Source organism: Corallococcus sp. AB045 (assembly GCF_003668895.1).
GTDB classification, from domain to species: domain Bacteria; phylum Myxococcota; class Myxococcia; order Myxococcales; family Myxococcaceae; genus Corallococcus; species Corallococcus coralloides.
The window spans coordinates 14145-31578 of sequence record NZ_RAWN01000114.1; the positions used below are offsets into that span (position 1 = coordinate 14145).

The window sequence follows — 17434 nt, forward strand, 5'->3', positions numbered from 1 at the left end:
GAAGCGCGCGTACTCAGAACTGCAAGTACACGTACGGCCGGGTCTCCAGGGTGGACAGCTGGCGGATGCCCAGCCCCAGCAGCACCAGCACCACGGCTCTCGCGGGCGCGGGCATCTTGAGGAACACGAGCGCCGCGGTGTCGTAGAGCTTCATCGGCAACGTGTGCGCGAGGACCGCGATGGCCAGCATGCTCCACACCAGCGGACCCACGTTCGCCAGGCCTGGGATTCCCGCCAGCATCCGTGCGTAGAACTCACCCGCGTGCGCCATGTCCGGCGCCCGGAACACCACTCGCGTCAACACCACCAGCGTGAACGTGGCCAACATCCCGATTGCCACGCGCGCCGGGCCCGGCTCCTGCTGCTTGCCCTTGAACCACCACCAGCACCGCACCCCGCACAACGCCACGCCGTGCACCGCGCCCCAGACCGCGAAGCGCCAGTCCGCCCCGTGCCACAGGCCTCCCAGCACCATCACCATCATCAGGTTGAAGCACACCCGCGGCTTCGACCGCCGGTTGCCGCCCAGCGGGATGTACAGGTAGTCCCGCAGCCACGACGACAGGCTCATGTGCCAGCGGTTCCAGAACTCGAACAGGTTCTTCGCCAGGTACGGCCGCGCGAAGTTCTCCGGGAACTTGAAGCCGAACAGCGACGCCACACCAATCGCGATGTCCGAGTACCCCGAGAAGTCGTAGTACAGCTCCAACGTGTACGCGACCGCCGCCACCGCGCACTCCGCCGACGAGTACGCGTGCGGACTGCCGAACACCGGATCCACGATGCCGCTGCCCAGCACGTCCGCGATGACCAGCTTCTTCACCAGCCCTACGGCGATGCGGAACAACGCCTTGTTCCCGTCATCCGACGACAGCGTGGGCACTTCCCGGAAGTGCGCCATCAGCTCCGACGCGCGGACAATCGGCCCGCTCAATACGCGCGGGAAGAACAGCATGTAGAGCAGGTGCTCCACGAACGAGTGCTCGGAGCTCGCCTTCCCCCGGTACACGTCCACCGTGTAGCTGATGGCCTGGAACACGAAGAACGACAGGCCCACCGGCAACAGGAAATGGAACGGCTCCGGCCGCACCTCCACGCCCCATGGCCCCAGCAGCGACGACACCGTCCTGCGCAACAGCTCCAGGTACTTGAAGCCCGCCAGCAGCCCCAGGTTGGAGACGATGGACAGCACCACCAGCAGCTTGCGCAGCCCCGGCCGCTCCGTGCTCCCCATCCCCTTCACCAGCAGGTGATCCACCGTCACGCCGGCCAGGAAGATGAACAGCGGCACCAGCTTCACGACCAGCTCGCCTGGCGGCATCCCGCCCACGAACGCCGTCAGCGGCACCTGCAGGAACGACACGTAGACCAGCAGGCTGGCCGCCAACAGCAACAGCATCCGCGGCCAGTAATGCCGGTGCACCGCCCAGTAGAGCGCGAACACCGCGATGACGAAGACGACGTACTGGAGGCTGTGGGACAGCACGGCTCAGGGCGCTCCCGCGGCGGAGGCCGTCGGCTCGCCGCCCTTCTTCGTGGACTCGTACGCCGCCATCAGGTCCTTCACGAACGCGTTCGCCAGCACCGCGTACCCCTGCGGCGTCAGGTGCACGCCGTCCGCGTGGCCCAGCGGCTCCGGCTGCCGCTGCCAGCGCTGCATGGAGCGCTCACCGCCCATCGCCGCGCGCGCGGACCAGTACGCGCAGCCCGCGTCCTTCGCCACCTGCGGCAGCGTGTTCAACACCTTCGCCAGTGACGGCGCCTCGTCCCACCGGCCGCTCGCGTCCTGCTGGAGCCGGTCCGTGGGACCGATGATCAGGCACTCCGCGTTCGTCGCCTTGCGCATGCGCGCGATCAACGCCGCGTAGTCCTGGCGCAGCCCGTTCGCGTCCAGGCCCGGCAGCTCCGCCTCGTTGGTGCCGTACCAGAACACCAGCAGGTCCGGACGGCGCGCGGTCAGCTGCGCGTCCATCGCCGGCGCATCCATGTCCCGCGCAGTGAAGGCCGTGGACCCGGGCAACCCCAGCGCGTCGTACACCAGTCCCGGCGTGTCGTACTCCAGCGACGCGCCCAGCACCGTCGCGCTCCCGCCACCCTCCGGCACCTTCACCTGGACCGAGTGCGCCACGCCCGTCACCGGGAACGAACGGATGCGCACCGTGGGCTGCGTCAGCGGCTCCGGCGGCGGTGCTTCCGGCGGGATCTCCTCACCGTCCACCGTGATTTCAGGCGCCGCGGCCCCCGGCGCGTCCAGCGCGTACAGGTCCAGCCGGCCCTGGCGGTTCTTGTCCTCCGCGCAGCCCTCGCAGAAGGAGATGCCCAGGCTCGCGCCGGGTGCGCCCACCGCTCGGATGCCGGTGAGCCCCCAAAGGCCTCCAGGCGCGCTCTTCGCGTCCTCCACCGTCCACGCACCGTCCAGCGTGCGCGCCACGCGCGCCGCCTCCAGCCGGGAGGACGGCTTGCCCGCCGCGATGAAGCCCCGGCCCGCGTCACCGAAGCGCTTCGTCAGCGCGTCGCGGACCTTGTCGGAGAAGTAGTGCGCCGCCGTGTGCGACGCGCCCAACTGCGCGATGCCCACACGCAGCTTCGCGCCGGATTCCCGGCGGGCCAGTGATTCGAACGTGCGGCGCAGCGCCGGGGTCGCGTTCTGCAGGCCGGTCGTGTCCGTGCCCGGCACGCGCGGCGGATGCGTGCGCGCGAAGGTCCGCTGCAACGCCAGGTCGAACAGGTGGCCCAGCAGGTTGGAGCCGCGCACGCGCGGGTGCACCAGGTCCTCCAGCATCAGGCCGGACTCCAGCCACTTGAGTGCGGAGCCCTCGCCACCCATCGCCGCCAGCGTGTCGTAGAAGGCGCAGCCTCCCGCGCGCGCTTCCTCGCGGAACACCTCCGCCACCTCCGCCGAGTGCCGGCGGGTGATCACCTCGCCGCTCAGCGTGCGCACGCCCGCGTCGATGGGCGACATCACCAGGCACGCCGCGTCCGGCACCGCCGTGCGCACGCGTGACACCAGCTCCTTTATCTGCGAGCGGACCTCGTCCAGCGTGGTGCGGTCGCGCGAGAGGAAGAACGCCTCGTTGCCGCCCACCATCAACACCACCAGCGACGGCTTGCGGTGCTTGAGCTGCGCACGGAACGCCTGGGGCTGCGCGCGCAGGTACACCTCCGCCATGCCGCCCAGCAGGCCCACCGTGTCGTAGACGACGCCCGGCGTGCCCGACTCCACCGACACGCCGTGCAGCTCCGTCTTGCCGCTGGCGGTGAGCGTCAGCGTCTTGGCGCCCTCGGGAAGCTTGAGCCGCGCGAAGGCCGCCTCCGCCTTGGAACCGAACGCGCGCGTCTGGATGCGCTGCGTATTCTTTCCGTCCACCGCCACCTGCACGGAGCCGTTCGCGGGCTGGGCCAGGAAGAACAGCTCCGCCTGGCGCGCGCCCTCCACGGAGTAGCGGGTGGCCTGCGCCGGGCCGCTCGTGGAGAAGGCCACGCCCGTCCAGCCCACGCGGTCCTTGGGCCAGTGCGTGTCCACCAGCCGCTCCATCTTCCAGCCATCCGTGCTCGCGGTGCCCGCGCGCGTGGCGCGGCCGGCGCTCGCCAGCCGGTGGATGTAGAGGAAGCCCGGACCGCCCGAACCGAAGCGCTCCTGGAGCCGGTCGCGCACCACGTCAGTGATGTAGTCGGAGGCGATCAGCGAATCGCCCAGGTGCACCACCCGCACCGGCGTGCGCCGCGCGTCCGCGCGCAAATCACCCAGCGCCTTCATGAACGGCGCCAGTCCGTCCTCTTCACACGTCCCGTCCGCGCGCGTCTTCCGGCAGTTGAGCTCGATGTCCACGTGCTTCGCGCCCATGCGCTCGCGCAGCGCTTCCAGCTCCAGCGCGGTCGCCCGCGTGGGGGCGCTCAGTTCCTCCAGTCCGATGCCGGGCACGGCGGGGGCTTCCCCCACCTGCGGGCCCGCCTTCGGATCCGTGTCGTTGGCGGCGGTGTCCGCGACCGCGACCGCGGCGGGCGGGGCGTCCGGGACCATCGTGTCCGAGGGCGGGCGCGGGGCCTTCACGCCGCGCAGCGACGCGGGCAGTGCGATCGCCGCCAGCTTGGGCCCGAGCGAACCTTCCTGACGGAGGCTGGGGAGGGGGCGGAACTTCTCCGGCAATGGCGCCAGGGACAACCCCACCGCCAGCAGCACGGTGAAGGCCAGCGTCCATCCGGTGGATGTGGGTTTGAGGCTCAACGCCGGGGCATGAGACTGGCTTTTCGGGGGCGGGTCAAAACTCTGCCCACATTGTCGCGCCCCATCCCTCGGAGGGCAGGCGGCCGGGCCCCCTTCCTCCGCTGGCGCGACGCGCATCCAACAGCGCCACGCACAGCGCCACGTCCAGATTCCATTGAAGACGTGCGAGGCCCTTCACATCGTCGGGCCGGATGGGAGACGGTGAATCATGGGACAGAGCTCAGACTCCTTGAAGACGCCGACCGTGGTGCTGACGAATCCGAAGGGGTTGTTCGACCCGGCGCCCTATGGCTTCTCACACGTGGCGCAGGTAGCGCCCGGCACCCGGCTGGTCTTCCTGGCGGGGCAGGGGGGAGAGCGTGAGACGGGCGCGCTCGAGCCCGACTTCCGCCTCCAGGTGAGGCAGGCGTTCATGAACGTTCGGACGGCCCTCGAGTCCGTGGGAGCGGGCGTCGGTGACGTCGCCAAGCTCACGATGCTCGTGGTGGACCACACGGAGGAGAAGCTGCGCATCATCGGCCCCGAACTGGACGCGGCCTGGAACGGCGGCATGAAGCCGACCTGCACGCTGATTCCCGTCCCCCGGCTGGCACTGGACGCGATGCTCTTCGAGGTGGAGGCCATCGCGGTCCTGCCAGCCTGAGCGGGATGGGAATCCCGTTGAAGGGAACCCATGACCGCGAGCAGCCCCCTTCCTCCGCTGGCGCGACGCGCTATGGTGCGCCGCCGTGCGCGCTAGGCCATGGGCCGGCGTGCGCCCCTAGGAGCTCGCACCCGCATATGGCCCTCTACCCCGTCATCATGGCCGGAGGCTCCGGCACCCGCTTCTGGCCGCTGTCCCGCCAGGCCCGTCCGAAGCAGTTCCTCCCGCTGGCCTCCAAGCAGCCGCTGCTCACCGACACCGCCCAGCGCCTCAAGGGCCTCGCCCCGGTGAAGAACACCTTCATCGTGTGCGGCCCCGTGCACGCGAAGACGGCCGCGAAGCTGGTGAAGGGGCTGCCCAAGGGCAACCTCCTGGTGGAGCCCGTGGCGCGCAACACCGCGCCCGCCATCGCGCTCGCCGCGCTCCAGGTGGCCGCGCGCGACCCCAAGGGCGTGCTCGCGGTGCTGCCGTCGGATCACCACGTCGCGGACGTGAAGGGCTTCCAGCGCACGCTCGCGGAGGCGGCGCGCATCGCGGAAGGGGGCCACATCGTCACGCTGGGCATCAAGCCCGCGCGCCCGGAGACGGGCTACGGCTACATCCAGGTCGGTGACGCGCTGGCGGGCGGCGGCCGCCGCGTGAAGGCGTTCAAGGAGAAGCCCGACCTCAAGACGGCGCAGGAGTACCTGGCCGGCGGCGACTACCTGTGGAACGGCGGCATCTTCGTCTTCCGCGCGGACGTGATGCTGGAGGCTTTCAAGAAGCACATGCCGGAGATGCAGAAGGGCCTGGACGCGCTCCAGAAGGCCGCGGGCAAGCGCACCTTCCCGGCCGTGCTCAAGCGCGTGTTCCCCAAACTGCCCTCCATCTCCATCGACTACGGCGTGATGGAGAAGGCGGAGAACATCGCGGTGCTGGACGGCGACTTCGGCTGGTCCGACGTGGGCTCCTTCGCCGCCATCCCCGAAGTGCGCCCCGCCGACGCGCAGGGCAACGTCGTCTCCGGCGACGCGGTGCTGGTGGACTGCACCAACTGCGTGGTGCTGTCCGACAAGCGCACGCTGTCCGTCGTGGGCATGCACGACGTGGTGGTGGTGGACTCCGGTGACGCCGTGCTCGTGGTCCCCAAGGACAAGAGCCAGGACGTCCGGAAGGTCGTCGAGGCCCTCAAGGCCAGGAAGCGCACCAGGCTGCTGTAGGCCTTGAGGCGACTTCGCCTCCTGTTTCACCCCACACATTTCTTCCCGGGGCTCCCTGTCGTTTCTACAGGGGGCCCTGGTTCGTTTCGCGGGCTTTGCTGGCACTCGCGGGTGTTGGAGTGTCGCGGTCCGGACGAAAGCGGGCCCCGGGCACGAGGCGCGCGGGTTGCAAGTCCACCCCGCGTCCGCCCCATTTCCGGGGTGACAGGCGGGGATGGCGATGGGCTGCAAGCGCTGCGTGGGCGAACACCGGGATGGGGAGGCGTGCCCCGTCGCTGCCCGGCCTCCGGTGTCGGGGGATTCGCTGGAGGGTCAGCGGCACGGGCCGCTGCTCTTGAAGCGCCGGCTGGAGGTGGGGGCGGTGGCGTCGGTGTACCTGGCGGAGTACGTGCCCACCGGGCACCGCTTCTCCGTGAAGGTGCTGCACGCGCACCTGGCGGCCCGTCCCGCCGTGCGCGCGAGGTTCATCGCGGAGGCGCTGGCGCAGCGCAACGTCGTGCACCGCCACGTGGCGCGCGTGCTGGACGTGCGCCCCGGTCCGCAGGGGTTGCCCTGCGTGCTGCAGGAGGCGCCGGAGGGCGAGTCGCTCAGCGCGATGCCCCTGCCGCTGTCGCCGGCCGAGGTGGGCGAGGTGTTGGATCAGGCGCTCGCGGGACTGGAGGCGGCGCACTCGCGGGGGCTGGTGCACGGAGACCTCACGCTGGATTCGATGTTCGTCACTCGCGACGCGAAGGGCGAGCGGCGCGTGCGGGTGCGCGACTTCGGCGCGGGCGCGGTGCGGGAAGCGGCGCTGTCGCCGGAGGAGCGCACGCAGGGCGTGACGGTGGGCTCGCCCACGTTCATGGCTCCCGAGCAGTGCGAGGGGATGAACCGGAGCCCTCGCGCGGATGTGCATGCGATGGGCGTGGCGGGCTACCTGCTGGTGACGGGCCGGCTGCCGTTCGGCCTGGGGCGCTCCGCGGATGTGACGCTGTTTCCGCCGCACGCCATCAACCCGAACGTGCCGCCCGCGCTGTCCACCGTGCTGTTGCGCGCGCTGGCCGCGAAGCCGGAGGAGCGGTTCGACAGCGCGTGGGCCTTCCGCGTCGCGCTCGCGGAGGCGCTGGGCCTGAAGGTGCCGGTGCGGAACGCGTCCGCGGATGCTCCCGAGGATGTGTCCGATGCGCTGGAGGTGGTCGCCACGGCGAAGGAGCCCGCCGAGCCGCACGACGCGGCGGATGACTTCGACATCGTGGAGGACGTGCCCGAATGGGGCATGGCCGCCTCGTCCGTGGAGGATGCGGCGTTGCGCGCGGTGGATGGCGCGCCGTCCGGCGTCCGCTCCGGTGAGGGGGCCATGCGCGCGGAGGTGGCCGCGTTCTGGGCTTCCGCCGTGGCGCTGCTGGAGTCCGCTGAGCCGGAGCTGCCGGCCGAGGGCCTCGCGTCCCACGCGCCGGCCAAGACGATGAAGCTCGGCATCGTCACGCCGAACGCCCTCCAGGCCGCCGCGCCCATCCTGCTGGTGGATCCGGTCTCGCCCCTGGACGTCACGGCGCAGCCCGCGGTGAACCCCACGTCCACGCTGGGCGCCGCGGCCATCCCGTTCATGACCCTCGCTCCGTCGCTGGAGCCCGTGTCCATTCCGTCGCCTCCGCCCATTCCGTTGGTGGACGTCGTCCAGGATGACGCGCCCATTCCGCTGGTGAACCCCGCGCCGCCGCTGGAGGCCTCCGCGCCCCGCACGGACGCGCCCGCGGACCTGCGCGTGCGCCTGGGCCTCACGCCGGGCGAAGTCCTCCAGCCCGTCTCCGTGAGCGACGTCGCCCCAGAAGGACTCTTCGCCGAGTGCCAGGGCTCACTGCCCCCGCTCGCGGCGCGGCTGACGGTGGAGGTGTCCTTCCGGGGCGAGACGGCCCTGGGCGCCTGCGACGTCGTCCGCCACGTCACCTTCGACGAGGCGCGCACCTGGAACGTGCCCGCGGGCGTCTTCGTCCACTTCTCCGACGAGTTCCCCGCGCTGGGCCGGCTGCTCTCCCGCGCCCTCATGGAGGACGCGGAGCCCGCGCCGGACGCGGAGCTTGCCCGCATGCTGTCCCGCGCGGAGGCCGTCGCCCGGGACCCCTACACGCTGCTGGGCGCGAAGCACGACGCCGACTTCGGCGACATCCACCGCCGCGCCCAGGCCGCCCTGCGCCGCCTGCTCGCCTTCCAGCACCGCCCGCTGCCCACCGTGCAGCGCCAGGCACTGGAGGCCCTGCGCGTGCGCGTGCTGGCCGCGCAGCGGATGCTCGGCGATCCGCTCTCCCGAGTGGGCTACGACGCCACCCGGGGCAACCTGGGCGGCCTTGCCCGCTGCGTGGCCGCGGGCGTCCCGGAGCCCACCATGGAGGCCCTGCGCAGCGCCTTCCTCGCCGCCCGGCCGGAGGTGGAGAAGAAGGCCCGCGCCCTCTTCACCCAGGGGCATGCGTTGGAGGTCCAACGGGCTGTCCCGGCCGCGCTGGAGCGCTATGCGGAGGCCCTCAAGCTGGACCCGCTGAACACGTCCTGGCTGAAGCACTACCAGTCGCTGCTGCGGCGGGTGCCAGTCGGCTCCGGAGCCGGCGTCGGGGTCCATGCCCCCGGGGCCATGGCCTGATGGGGGCCATCAGCCCCTGCCAGGGGTAGGTTCCGCCCTCCCTGGAGGGGCCGGGCGTTCAACAGTCAGCCGGGCTCGTTCGGGCGTGTGCAGCCCCCGGTCCCGCTCGTGTAGTGTCCGACGCCTTCCGTTACGCCCTCCCGGTTCCTGTCGAGGGTGGGGACACTGCCATGAACGCGCACATCTTCCGCGAGTACGACATCCGAGGTCTGGTGGACAAGGACCTCACCATCGAGGTGGTGGAGCTCCTGGGCCTGGGCCTGGGCACCATGATCCGCCGCAAGGGCGGCACCTCCATCGTGGTGGGCCGCGACTGCCGCGAGTCCTCCACGCGCTTCCGCGACGCGCTCGCGAAGGGCCTCACCGCCACCGGCCTGGACGTCTACGACGTGGGCGTGGTGCCGACGCCGCTGACCTACTTCGCGGCGAACACGCTGCCCGTGGACGGCCTGGCGATGATCACCGGCAGCCACAACCCGAAGGAGTTCAACGGGTTCAAGATTGGCGCGGGCAAGACGACCTTCCACGGCCCTGAAATCAAGGAGCTGCGCCGCCTCATCGAGGCGAAGGACTTCGCGACCTCCAACAAGCCCGGCAAGGTGACGCCCTTCGACATCATCACGCCCTACAACCACTTCATCCGTCAGACGGTGAAGGTGGGCCGCAAGGGGATGAAGATCGTCATCGACGCGGGCAACGGCACGGGCGGCGCCATCGCGGTGCCCCTGTTCGAGAGCATGGGCTTCGACGTGGTGCCCCTGTTCTGCGAGATGGACGCGGACTTCCCCAACCACCACCCGGACCCCACGGTGGTGGAGAACCTCCAGGACCTCATCAAGAAGGTGAAGGAGGTCAAGGCGGAGGTGGGCATCGCGTACGACGGCGACAGCGACCGCATCGGCGTCATCGACGACCAGGGCAACGTGCTCTGGGGTGATCAGCTGATGGTGCTCTTCAGCCGCTACGTGCTGAAGGAGGCCCCGGGCGCGGCCATCATCGGCGAGGTGAAGTGCAGCTACACGATGTACGACGACATCGCGAAGCACGGCGGCAAGCCCATCATGTGGAAGGCGGGCCACTCCCTCATCAAGTCGAAGATGAAGGAGGAGCACGCGGAGCTGGCCGGCGAGATGAGCGGCCACATCTTCTTCAAGCACCGCTACTTCGGCTTCGACGACGCGGTGTACGCGTCCGCGCGCCTGCTGGAGATTCTGACGCACGAGAAGCAGTCCATGTCGCAGCTGCTCTCCGACGTGCCGAAGACCTTCGCCAGCCCCGAGCTGCGCTTCGACACGACGGAGGAGAAGAAGTTCGCCATGGTGAAGCGCGCCACGGAAATCCTGCGCGACGCGGGCCACAAGGTGGTGGACGTGGACGGCGTGCGCGTGACGTTCGAGGACGGCTGGGGCCTCATCCGCGCGTCGAACACGCAGCCCATCCTGGTGCTGCGCTACGAGGCCAGCACGGAGGCCCGCGTGAAGGAGATCCAGGCGCTCATCGAGAAGACGGTCGCCCAGGCGCAGAAGGAAGTCGGCGCCTGAGCCTTTCGCGCTCCACGCGAAGCACACGCACGCACGTAAGGGAGGGAGCTGGACATGCCGACGCTGGGAATCGACCTGGGCGGGACGTTCGCCCGGGCCGCGGTGGTGGATGGGAAGGGTGAAATCCTCGCGAGCGCCAAGGTGGCGGTGCAGGACCGCAAGCCGCAGGGCGTGGTGGAGACCATCGCCCAGGCGGCGGAAGAGGCGGTGAAGCAGTCCGGCGTGAAGGTGGACGGCTGCGGCGTGGGCGCGGCGGGGCAGATCCACAAGGACACGGGCGTCATCTCCGTGGCGCCCAACCTGGGCTGGCGCGACGTGCCCCTGGCCGCGATGTTGACGAAGCGGCTGGGCTTCGACGTGAAGGTGGTGAACGACCTGTCCGCGGCGGCGTGGGGCGAGCTGCACGCGGGCGCGGGTCGCGGCGCCCAGGACATCCTGGTGGTGTTCGTGGGCTCCGGCGTGGGCAGTGCCATCATCGCGGACGGGCGGCTGGTGCAGGGCGGCGGCGGCGTGGCGGGCGAGCTGGGCCACATCAAGGTGGTGCCCGGCGGCCGGCTGTGCGGCTGTGGTGAGCACGGCTGTCTGGAGGCGTACGCGGGCGGCCACAACCTCATCGCGCAGACGAAGGAACTCCTGGCATCCGGCGGCTCGCGCGTGCTGGAGCAGCTGACCCAAGACGACCCGTACACCATCACCCCGGTGACGCTGGAGACGGCGGCGGAGGCGGGGGACCCGAAGGCGAAGGAGATCCACGACCGTGCGGCGCACTTCCTGGCGGTCGCGGTGGCCAACTACGTGACGGTGCTCAACCCTTCGCGCCTGGTGCTGGGCGGCGGCGTGCTGACGCATTGCCCGGGCATCAAGCGGCTGGTGCTGGACGGCGTGCAGCAGTGGGCGTCCCGCGTGTCGCGCGAGGGCCTGCTCATCGCCGACGCGGAGCTGGGCGACGACAGCGGTATCATCGGCGCGGCGCTGCTGGTGAAGTGAAGCACCGGGCGCGGGGAGGAAGCTCCCCGCGCCTCTCCTTCTCCGAAGCTACGGCTGTTTCGGCGCGGTGAAGGCCAGCTTCGCGATGCGCCCCTCCTCACCCACGGCCCAGGCCGTGTCCTGTTTGCGAGGCGGCGTGGACACGGCGTGGAAGCCGGTGGCGTCCAGCGGCTCCCACGTCCTGCCCGCGTCCTTCGACACGTCCGAGCCCGTGGGCCCTACGGTGACGAGCCACATCTTCTTCTCGGGCGTGAACGGCGCCACGCAGGAGCGGTAGCCTCCGGGCGCCTTCTCCGGCACGGTCCACTTGCGCTTGCCCGCGTCCAGCGTGAGCGCCGCGTTGCCGGTGGCCACCTCCGGCTGCTTGTAGTTGCCGCCCACCGCGACGCCCGCCATGGAGCTCCAGAAATAGAGCGAGAACACGCCCGCGCCTTCGCCCGTGGCCAGCGGCGTGGGCGCGATGCCCCAGGTCTTGCCCCGGTCCGCCGAGTGGAGCACGCGCGCGATGGAGCCCCCCAGCCCGAACCAGACGTGGGACTTGCCGTACACCGCGATGCTCGTGCCGCTGGCCGCGAAGCCCGCTTCACCCTCGAGCGCGGCCGGCAGCGCCCCTTGCGGCACGGGCTTCCACGTCGCGCCGCCGTCCTCCGTGGTGATGACGACGAAGTGCCTGTCCACCGGGTCGCTGAACGCGATGCCGTGCTGTTCGTCCCAGAAGGCCATCCCGTTGAAGAAGGCTCCGGGCACGGTGTTGGTGAACTGGAGCGTCCAGTGCGCGCCGCCGTCCGTCGTCTTGTAGATGCGCGACTTGTCACCCGCGCCAATGGACAGCACGTAGGCGGTGCGGTCGCTGAAGGCATCCACGTCGCGGAAGTCCAACGCTTCCGCATCCGGCACGGGGGCCCGCGTCCACGTCTTGCCACCATCCGTGGTGCGCACGACGGTGCCCTTGTCTCCGCTGGCCCACGCGACGCGGCCGTCCACCGCGCTCACGCCGCGAAGCCGCACCGTCGTTCCGCTCGCCTGCGGCTCCCACTTCATGTCCGCGCTCCCCAGGGCCAGCCACGTCGCCAGCCACACCGCTCCCATCGTCATGTTCCGGTGCCTCCCGCGTGTTCGTCCGCGAAGGTGGGACGCTAGCCGAGAAGGGGCTCTGTCAGCGCCGCTCGGCGGTGCTCGCGGCGTCGGGCAGCGACGTGTCCTCGGGGACGAAGGCGATGCGGCACTTGTCCAGGTCGGGACCGCAGGCGCGGTCCAGGTCGCCGCGGGTGTCGCAGCCCGGGCGCTCCTCGCAGGTGTCCGGCAGGAAGGCCCAGACGAACTGGAGCACGTTGCCGCCACGGCCCTCCGGCAGCGCGTTGAGGAAGTCCTCCTTCCGCTCCTCGAACAGGTGCGCCAGGCGCACGGTCTTGTCCTCCAGCTTCACGTTCCGCGCATCCCCCACGTACTGGCGGCTGGCGTCGTTGAGCTGGGCGTCCAGGAACTCCGGCTGATAGGGCGCGCCGTCCAACCGGGGCCCTCCGCGCGTCCCCCGGAAGAGGGCGAAGTGCACACGCGGGTCGGCGTACTCACCCAGGAGGATGCGCTGCTCCAGGGCGTACAGCGTCAGCCGCTCGCCGCCCACCGGCCACGTGCGGCCCCAGTAGAAGCGGCCGAACCAGGACGCCTCCACCCCGTTCGGGTAGCGCTCCACGAGCTGCATGAGCACCAGCGCGTTGTACGCGTTGATCCAGTACGACATCCCGTCCTCGGGCGACGGGAAGAGCTCCGGCTTCCGGTGCGGAGACACCGCCGCGAGCGACGCGACGAAGCGCTCCAGCGCCGCGCGGTCGCGCTTCAGGCCCTCGAAGTCCAGGTCCCCGCTGGGGCGCACATGGTTCAGCGCCTGCGCGTAGTCCGTGTAGCCAAAGGGCCCGGCCGCCGGGGGCACCGGCGCCGGCAGTGCGCCGCGCACGTACAGCCACGCTCCCGCGGCGAGCACCACCAGCACGGCCATGGTCGCCACGGCGAACCAGCGCGCACGGCGGCGGGGAGGGACGGGAGCTTTCACGGCCGGGCAGTCTATGCCACCCGCGAGTCCGGTCTCTCACACCTTCAGGTCTTCGCGCGACCCACCCGGGGTCCGCCACGACAGGCCGCTATACTGCCAGTGCCATGGAGCCTACCCCCGACGTCGTCAGGCATTTCCATCCGGTGCTCCCCTCCCGCCAGCTCCGCCGCCAGCCCGTCCGCGTGGAGCTGGCAGGCCACGCCTACGCGCTCTTCCGGGACGCCTCCGGCAAGGCCGCGGCGCTGTCGGACGCGTGTCCGCACCGCTTCGCGCCGCTGTCGAAGGGCACCGTGACGAAGGAGGGGCAGCTCCAGTGCCCGTACCATGGCTGGCGCTTCGACTCGCGAGGGCACGGCACCAACCCCAGCCAGCCGGAGCTGCGCCACTGCGAGGCGAAGAGCTTCCAGGTGGTGGAGCGCCACGGCTACCTCTGGCTCGCGCACGCGGACACGCCCGAGTCCGCGATGCCGGAGCTCTCCGGCGGGGACTACGTCTTCGGCGGGACGTTCTCCACGCTGTTCCAGGCGCCGCTGCACGTGGCGCTCGACAACTTCAGCGAGGACGAGCACACGCCCTTCGTCCACACGCGGCTGGGGTGGAGCGGCGCGCAGGCGGGCGAGGTGCAGTTCGAGGCGCACAACCACGAGGACCACACGGAGGTGCACTACCGCGCCCCGCAGCGGCCCGCGCCCATCATGCGCCTGCTCGCGGTGGGCAAGGGGGACCTCTTCCGCAATGACTGGGTGACGCGCTTCGACCCGGTGCGCAGCGTCTACACCGTCAGCTGGATCCAGCCCTCTGGAGCGCCGCGTCCCTTCATCACGCAGGCGCACATCTTCTTCGTGCCGGAGACGGTGCGCACCACGCGCCTGCACGTCTTCTCCTTCCTGCGCACGACGGTGCCCGCGCTACGGCCCCTGCTGCCGGCGGCGGCGAAGGCCGCGCTGGGCCTCACCTGGTGGGAGGTGCGCGATGACGCGCGCTTCATCCCCACCGTGGCGGACACGCCCTACAGCCACAAGGGCATGCGGCTGGACAAGTACGACAAGCCGCTGGTGCACCAGCGCAAGCTCATGGAGCGCATCTACTACGCGCACGCGGCGCACGAGCCTGAGCCGGCGGTGCCCCAGGTCCGCGACGCCACCGGCACCTGAACGACAAGGACTGCCGTGGCATCGCGAGGACCGGTGGGACACGCGCGCCCTCAGTGCATCGGCGCGGGCTCTTCGTAGACGGGCACCGTCTCGCCGGTGCGGGCCTCGTAGGCGTTGCAGCCGCTGTTGCCGGAGACCACGAGCGCGAACTGCTTGAGCTCCGGCTGGTTGCAGCTCTGCGTCGCGTCGTCGCTCGGCTCGTCGCTGTTGCCCGCGAAGAACCGACAGTTCTTGCAGTTGCCCCAGGATGCATCCGCCATGGTTCCCTCCTCGTGGAAACGGGTCCTACAGAGGAGGGTGGGGCCGGTGCCGGACCCCCACAACGAAGCACCTGCTTCCCGCCCGGGAGGGCAGGGGACCCGGCGCCCTGGAGCGGGCGCCGGGAATTCCACGTCACACCGCGCCTACTGCTGGGGCGCGGGCTGCTGCGGGGCCGGCTGCTCCTGGGCGGGCTGCGGCTGGACCGGCTGGGACTTCGGCGCGCCCGCGCCGGGCTCCGCGCCCAGGGCGGCCGCTTCCTTCTTCACCGAACCGGACTCGAAGGAGCCCAGCGAGTTGAGCAGGCGCAGCGCGGCGAGCGACGCCTGGAGGCGCTCGGACACGAAGCCCACCTCCGCGTTGGTGAGCGCGGTGTTGGCGTCCGCGACCTCCAGGTAGGTGGCGACGCCCGCCTTGAAGCTCACGTCCGTCAGGCGGTTGGACTCGCGCGCCAGCTCCAGGGCCTCCTCGGCCTTGGAGCGGTTGGCCAGCGCGTTCTCCAGGTCCAGCTTGGAGCGCCGCACCTCTTCCTTCACGCGGGCCTGCGCCAGCGCCTGGGTGACGGTGGCCTCGCGCACGCGCGACGACGCCTCGGAGAGGTTCGCCTCACGCAGGCCGCCGTCGAACAGCGTCCAGCTGGCGCCGAAGGTGATGGCCCATGTCTCGTTCTGGCCGGTGAAGCCCGCCGCGTTCGCGATGCGGTAGGCGCCCGTCACGCCCAGCGTGGGCAGGTAGCTCAGGATGACGCCCGTCTTGTTGATGCGGCTGAGCTTCAGGCCCACTTCCGCGGCCTGCACGTCCGAGCGCTCCTGGATGGCCTGGTTGACCAGGTCGTCCGGCGACGCCTGCGCGGGCACCGTCGGCTCCGGCGGCGGGGCCAGGTCGAACTCCGGCTCGCGCTGGATGAGCGTGCCCAGCGCCAGCTTCAGGCCCGCGAGCGCGTTCTTCGCACGCACCAGGTCCTGCTCCGCGCGCGAGCGGTCCAGCTGGGCGCGAAGCAGCGCCACGCGCGTCACCGTGCCCGCGTCGAACCGGGCCTGGGTGTCCTTCTCCCGAGCCTGGTTCAGCTCCAGCAGCCGCTCCTGCGCGCGCAGGGCTTCCTGCTGCGCCGCGGCGCCGTAGTACGCCTGCGCCACGCCGAAGAGCACCTGCCGGCGCGCCGTCTGCGTGTTCAGCTCCGCCAGCTGCACGGACTTGTAGGAGGCCGCGATGCCCGCCCACAGCTGCGGCGCGATGATGGCCTGCCGCGCCTCCAGCTGCGCGCCCTTCTGGATGAGCGGCTGGATGGTGATGTCCACCGGGGCGATGGGCCCCGCCGGGATGATGGCCGCCACGTTGTTGCGCGTGAGGGAGGCTCCGGCGGTGATGGTGGGCAGGTAGCCCGACCAGGCCTTGCGCGTCGCGAGCGATGCCTGCTCGAAGCGCTCCTGGGCAATTTTCAAATCGAGGTTCTGCTGGCGGGCGGACTCCAGGGCCTCATCCAGCGTCAGTACGGGCGCCGCGGCCAGGGTAGCCGACAGGGACAGCGCCAGAAGGGTACTCATACCGCTCGACCTCCTCACCGACCCGCGGGAGCGCGAGGCGGATCCGTCCGATGGACGACTGCGTTGCGTCCTCTACCCGACCCCGGAGCCTCATGAAAGTACTCCGCACTGTCGGATGTTGGAATATGCGGAATGTAGTAGCGGTCAATGGTTGAGGATGTCAATTGTTTATGTGTGCCCGATGACTTAACGTAACTTCACTATGAACGGTTTCAGCGACGGTCCTAGCGAGCAGGTGACGTGCCGGCCGGCGGCCACCACCGACCTGTCGGAGGGCGGGAGTGGGTTGCCGGAGCAGGCGTGGACGCTCCTCTTCGAGCTGCTGCACACGCACATGCGCAACTTCCCCGCCCTGGCGGCGGAGTTCGACCTGTCTCCCGTGCAGGCGCACGTGTTGAGGCAGCTGGGCGAGGGAGCGCTCGCCATGAGCACGCTCGCTCACTACCTGTCGTGTGACGCGTCCAACGTGACGGGGCTGGTGGACCGGCTGGAGGCGCGCGGGCTGGTGGAGCGCAAGAGCAGCGAGCAGGACCGCCGCGTGAAGATGCTGGTGCTGACGGAGGCCGGCGTGGAGCTGCGCGGCCGGCTGATGGCGCGGCTGAGCGCGCCGCCGCCCCTCATCGCCGCGATGCCGGACGAGGACCTGGCGGCGCTGCGCGACATCATGCGCCGCGCGCTCAAGACGCAGTAGGCGACGGGTTGCCCCGGGCCGGAAGACTCCGGGGCGCCACTGTCAGTCCAGCAGGAAGGTGTACGAGTACTTCATCTCCGTGGCCACCGCTTCGCCGCCCTTGATGGCGGGCTTGAAGCGGAAGCGGCGGATGGCGTCGCGCGCGGCCTCATTCAGGCCGTAGCCGGGCCCGGAGATGACCTTCACGTTGCTCACCTTGCCCTCCGCGTCGATGGCGATGGACAGCGTGACGGTGCCCTCGATGCCCGCGCGGCGCGCCTCGTCCGGGTAGGGAATCTTCACCTCGGACGCGACCGACGGTTCCGAGTCCACCTGGTACACGGGCACGTACTTCGGCGCGGAGTAGCCCTTCACGTCCTGGGGCGCCTTCGCGGTGCCGTTGGCCTTGCCGTAGGCGGTGTTGCCCACGGGCGCGGCGAAGGAGCCCGCGCTGGTGGTGGACGACATGGTCATGCCCACCACGAGCGGCGGCGGCTTCGCGGACGGCTCCGGCGGCGGCGTGTCGTTGGGCGGCGGCGGGGCCTCCGT

General features: G+C 70.7%; 14 protein-coding genes. 7 read left to right on the plus strand and 7 right to left on the minus strand.

Annotated features, from left to right (window positions below; translation table 11 throughout):
• Positions 1-13: 13 nt before the first annotated feature.
• Positions 14-1486 (minus strand): MBOAT family protein, encoded by a 1473-nt coding sequence (locus tag D7Y21_RS25005; protein WP_121716149.1) that lies wholly within the window; start codon positions 1484-1486, stop codon positions 14-16.
• Between the two features lie 3 nt (positions 1487-1489).
• Positions 1490-4225, minus strand: coding sequence for a GDSL-type esterase/lipase family protein (locus tag D7Y21_RS25010; RefSeq protein ID WP_121716151.1), 2736 nt, complete (start codon positions 4223-4225; stop codon positions 1490-1492).
• 208 nt (positions 4226-4433) lie between these two features.
• Here D7Y21_RS25010 and D7Y21_RS25015 point away from each other — a divergent pair, with 208 nt between their 5' ends.
• From D7Y21_RS25015 to D7Y21_RS25035, 5 genes are all read left to right on the plus strand, one after another.
• Entirely contained in the window at positions 4434-4868 is a 435-nt protein-coding gene (locus D7Y21_RS25015) for a RidA family protein (protein WP_120561253.1), read from the plus strand.
• A 137-nt stretch (positions 4869-5005) separates the two neighbouring features.
• Positions 5006-6067, plus strand: a complete 1062-nt coding sequence (locus D7Y21_RS25020) for a mannose-1-phosphate guanylyltransferase (protein ID WP_120561254.1) — start codon at positions 5006-5008, stop codon at positions 6065-6067.
• A 214-nt stretch (positions 6068-6281) separates the two neighbouring features.
• The gene (locus tag D7Y21_RS42950; RefSeq protein WP_233612270.1) at positions 6282-8681 is read left to right on the plus strand and encodes a serine/threonine-protein kinase; all 2400 of its coding nucleotides are present in this window, start codon (positions 6282-6284) and stop codon (positions 8679-8681) included.
• 170 nt (positions 8682-8851) lie between these two features.
• Positions 8852-10222, plus strand: a complete 1371-nt coding sequence (locus D7Y21_RS25030; protein WP_121716153.1) for a phosphomannomutase/phosphoglucomutase — start codon at positions 8852-8854, stop codon at positions 10220-10222.
• A gap of 54 nt (positions 10223-10276) precedes the next feature.
• Positions 10277-11209 carry an ROK family protein gene (locus tag D7Y21_RS25035; protein ID WP_120561256.1) on the plus strand — a complete coding sequence of 311 codons (933 nt, stop codon included), beginning with the start codon at positions 10277-10279 and terminating at the stop codon, positions 11207-11209.
• Between the two features lie 48 nt (positions 11210-11257).
• Here the strand turns inward: D7Y21_RS25035 and D7Y21_RS25040 are convergent, their stop codons facing one another.
• On the minus strand, positions 11258-12304 hold the full coding sequence (locus D7Y21_RS25040; protein WP_121716155.1) for a YCF48-related protein: 1047 nt from the start codon (positions 12302-12304) through the stop codon (positions 11258-11260).
• 61 nt (positions 12305-12365) lie between these two features.
• Positions 12366-13259, minus strand: a complete 894-nt coding sequence (locus tag D7Y21_RS25045) for a DUF547 domain-containing protein (protein WP_233612271.1) — start codon at positions 13257-13259, stop codon at positions 12366-12368.
• 104 nt (positions 13260-13363) lie between these two features.
• Here D7Y21_RS25045 and D7Y21_RS25050 point away from each other — a divergent pair, with 104 nt between their 5' ends.
• Positions 13364-14413: a Rieske 2Fe-2S domain-containing protein gene (locus tag D7Y21_RS25050; RefSeq protein WP_120561259.1), complete on the plus strand. Its 1050-nt coding sequence runs from the start codon at positions 13364-13366 to the stop codon at positions 14411-14413.
• A gap of 50 nt (positions 14414-14463) precedes the next feature.
• On the opposite strand, the gene D7Y21_RS25055 is transcribed toward D7Y21_RS25050, so the two are convergent.
• A complete protein-coding gene (locus tag D7Y21_RS25055; protein ID WP_120561260.1) occupies positions 14464-14673 on the minus strand; it encodes a hypothetical protein in 210 nt (69 codons plus the stop codon).
• A gap of 144 nt (positions 14674-14817) precedes the next feature.
• Positions 14818-16215, minus strand: a complete 1398-nt coding sequence (locus tag D7Y21_RS25060; RefSeq protein WP_120561261.1) for a TolC family protein — start codon at positions 16213-16215, stop codon at positions 14818-14820.
• 202 nt (positions 16216-16417) lie between these two features.
• On the opposite strand from D7Y21_RS25060, the gene D7Y21_RS25065 reads away from it, so the two are divergent.
• Positions 16418-16906 carry a MarR family winged helix-turn-helix transcriptional regulator gene (locus D7Y21_RS25065; RefSeq protein ID WP_121716159.1) on the plus strand — a complete coding sequence of 163 codons (489 nt, stop codon included), beginning with the start codon at positions 16418-16420 and terminating at the stop codon, positions 16904-16906.
• 42 nt (positions 16907-16948) lie between these two features.
• Here the strand turns inward: D7Y21_RS25065 and D7Y21_RS25070 are convergent.
• On the minus strand, positions 16949-17434 hold a 486-nt coding region (locus D7Y21_RS25070; RefSeq protein WP_147469367.1), incomplete at its 5' end, for an energy transducer TonB.

Coding starts and splice junctions, on each gene's coding strand:
- D7Y21_RS25015 (WP_120561253.1), top strand. CDS start 4,434: ATGGGACAGAGCTCAGACTCCTTGAAGACGCCGACCGTGGTGCTGACG.
- D7Y21_RS25020 (WP_120561254.1), top strand. CDS start 5,006: ATGGCCCTCTACCCCGTCATCATGGCCGGAGGCTCCGGCACCCGCTTC.
- D7Y21_RS42950 (WP_233612270.1), top strand. CDS start 6,282: ATGGCGATGGGCTGCAAGCGCTGCGTGGGCGAACACCGGGATGGGGAG.
- D7Y21_RS25030 (WP_121716153.1), top strand. CDS start 8,852: ATGAACGCGCACATCTTCCGCGAGTACGACATCCGAGGTCTGGTGGAC.
- D7Y21_RS25035 (WP_120561256.1), top strand. CDS start 10,277: ATGCCGACGCTGGGAATCGACCTGGGCGGGACGTTCGCCCGGGCCGCG.
- D7Y21_RS25040 (WP_121716155.1), bottom strand. CDS start 12,304: ATGACGATGGGAGCGGTGTGGCTGGCGACGTGGCTGGCCCTGGGGAGC.
- D7Y21_RS25050 (WP_120561259.1), top strand. CDS start 13,364: ATGGAGCCTACCCCCGACGTCGTCAGGCATTTCCATCCGGTGCTCCCC.
- D7Y21_RS25055 (WP_120561260.1), bottom strand. CDS start 14,673: ATGGCGGATGCATCCTGGGGCAACTGCAAGAACTGTCGGTTCTTCGCG.
- D7Y21_RS25060 (WP_120561261.1), bottom strand. CDS start 16,215: ATGAGTACCCTTCTGGCGCTGTCCCTGTCGGCTACCCTGGCCGCGGCG.
- D7Y21_RS25065 (WP_121716159.1), top strand. CDS start 16,418: ATGAACGGTTTCAGCGACGGTCCTAGCGAGCAGGTGACGTGCCGGCCG.